This window comes from Clostridium sp., from assembly GCF_040797585.1.
Taxonomy (GTDB): domain Bacteria; phylum Bacillota; class Clostridia; order Clostridiales; family Clostridiaceae; genus Clostridium_Z.
Genome location: NZ_JBFNEO010000308.1, coordinates 1 through 2,069 on the forward strand (window position 1 = coordinate 1; position 2,069 = coordinate 2,069).

The 2,069-nt window shown below is 31.1% G+C and carries 2 protein-coding genes; both read left to right on the forward strand.

The genetic code is table 11. From position 1 onward, the window contains the following. Window positions 1-137 precede the first annotated feature (137 nt). Complete coding sequence (locus AB2369_RS13070) at window positions 138-1,727, forward strand: ABC-F family ATP-binding cassette domain-containing protein (RefSeq protein ID WP_367666908.1); 1,590 nt, start codon at window positions 138-140, stop codon at window positions 1,725-1,727. A gap of 148 nt (window positions 1,728-1,875) precedes the next feature. Next, a partial coding sequence (locus tag AB2369_RS13075; protein ID WP_367666909.1) for a hypothetical protein occupies window positions 1,876-2,069 on the forward strand: 194 nt, incomplete at its 3' end.

A 2,069-nucleotide genomic window follows, 5' to 3' on the forward strand; every position in this document is an offset into this window, starting at 1 on the left:
ACTTACAAATAGGCTCTACATTAAATTGTAGAGCCTATTATTCTTTAAAAATTATTATATTTAGACAGGACCTGAGTTTTTTGATATAATAAGCCTTAGTGTTTAATTAAAATATCTTTGTAGAGAGGAAAATGCCAATGATTACAGCAAGTAATATAAGCTTAAGATATGGAGCAAGAAAGTTATTTGAAGAGGTAAATTTAAAGTTTACTCCAGGAAATTGTTATGGAGTAATAGGAGCCAATGGAGCAGGAAAATCAACTTTTCTTAAAATACTTTCAGGCGAAATTGAAGCTAACACAGGAGAAATTATAGTACCTAATAATGTTAGAGTTTCAGTACTTAAGCAAGATCATTATCAATATGATGAATATGAAGTTTTAGAAACAGTAATAATGGGAAATGAAAGACTTTACTCCATTATGAAAGAAAAGGATGCTTTATATGCCAAGGCTGATTTTAGTGATGAGGATGGAATTAAGGCGTCAGAACTTGAGGGTGAATTTGCAGAACTTAACGGTTGGGAAGCTGAGGCTGAGGCGTCAATGCTTCTTCAAGGTCTTGGAATAGGAACGGATCTTCATTACAAAATGATGAATGAGCTTAAAGGTGATGAAAAGATTAAGATTCTTTTAGCTCAAGCTTTATTTGGAAAGCCAGGAGTTCTTATTCTAGATGAGCCTACTAACAACCTAGATATAAAGGCTATTAATTGGCTTGAAAACTTTTTAATGGACTTTGAGGGAACAGTAATTGTTGTTTCCCACGATAGACACTTCTTAAATACTGTATGTACACATATATGTGACGTGGATTTTGGTAAAATTAAACTTTATGTTGGTAACTATGATTTCTGGTATGAATCTAGCCAAATAGTTGCCCAAATGATTAAGGATCAGAATAAGAAGAAAGAGGAAAAGGTAAAGGAACTTCAAAACTTTATAGCAAGATTCTCAGCTAATGCATCTAAATCTAAGCAAGCAACTTCAAGAAAGAAGCTTTTAGATAAGATTACTATAGATGAATTACCTTCTTCTTCAAGAAGATATCCTTTTGTTGGATTTAAACCAGAAAGAGAAGTTGGAAATGATGTTTTATTTGTAGAAAACTTAAGCAAGACTATAGATGGTGTTAAGGTTTTAAATGATGTTACTTTTAGAATAGGAAGAGAAGATAAAATTGCCTTTGTAGGTGATGAAATAGGGGTAACTACATTATTTAAAATATTAACTGGAGAATTAGAACCAGACCAAGGTTCATATAAGTGGGGAGTTACCACATCCAATGCATATTTTCCAAAGGATAACTCAGAGTTCTTTAATGACTGTGATTTATCCCTAGTGGATTGGTTACGTCAATTCTCAGAGGAGCAAAGTGAAAGTTATTTAAGAGGCTTCCTTGGAAGAATGTTATTCTCAGGGGAAGAGGCATTAAAAGAGGCTAAGGTTTTATCAGGGGGAGAGAAAGTAAGATGTATGCTATCTAGAATGATGTTATCTAGTGCAAACATACTTATATTAGACCAACCGACAAACCACTTAGACCTTGAATCCATAACTGCTTTAAATAACGGACTTATGGACTTTAAGAGTGTAGTACTTTTTGCATCTCATGACCATCAATTTATACAAACTATTGCTAATAGGATAATAGAGGTAAATGGAGAAGGAATAATTGATAAGCAATGTACTTATGATGAATTCCTAAAAGGAAAAGGAATAGAATAAATTAGCCTTTTTATAGGGTTTTTACTACATATAGTAAAAACCCTATTTTTGTTTTAATAATTTATATATAACTTTAATGTAAAAATATAGAAAAAACTATATAATAAATATATAGTTTAGTAAGATACCAATTATGGGAGGATTTTATATGAATTATAGAAGAAAGGAAGGGGAAGAAGGAAAAAAAGATGAAGGAGAAATAGTTAGGTTTAATAAACCAAAATCATTAGAGCTTTTTTTAGGAATAGTATTTATTTTTTTATGTATCAGTTCTCTAATTGGAATAAATGATTTATTATCTAAGGATGAAAATTTATCCCTAGGATTAGTATTGTTTAATAG